Source organism: Mycobacterium sp. NGS17 (assembly GCF_059813205.1).
On record NZ_JCALED010000065.1, the window covers coordinates 1 to 232 of the forward strand.

A 232-nucleotide genomic window follows, 5' to 3' on the forward strand; every position below is an offset into this window, starting at 1 on the left:
GGCCGGCTGGGTGCGGCCACCGGCGACGACCACCGCGAGCTGTGGCGCCTAGACCCCCACAGCGCCGCGATCCTTGGGGCCGCCGCCGCCATCCCCATGCCCCTAGGCCATGCCCTCGAACTCAACGCCGGCATCCTCGACACCGAGGCCGGCCCCCACCTACACGCCAACTGGATCTGGGCGCCCACCACCCTTGATGCCACCGCCGTGGGCGAACTGAGCCAGCTGTGGA

1 protein-coding gene is annotated in these 232 nt (G+C 72.4%); it reads left to right on the forward strand.

The window, feature by feature from the left end; translation table 11 throughout:
* On the forward strand, nt 1-232 hold a 232-nt coding region (locus AC5Y7E_RS24380), incomplete at both ends, for a hypothetical protein (RefSeq protein WP_499950981.1).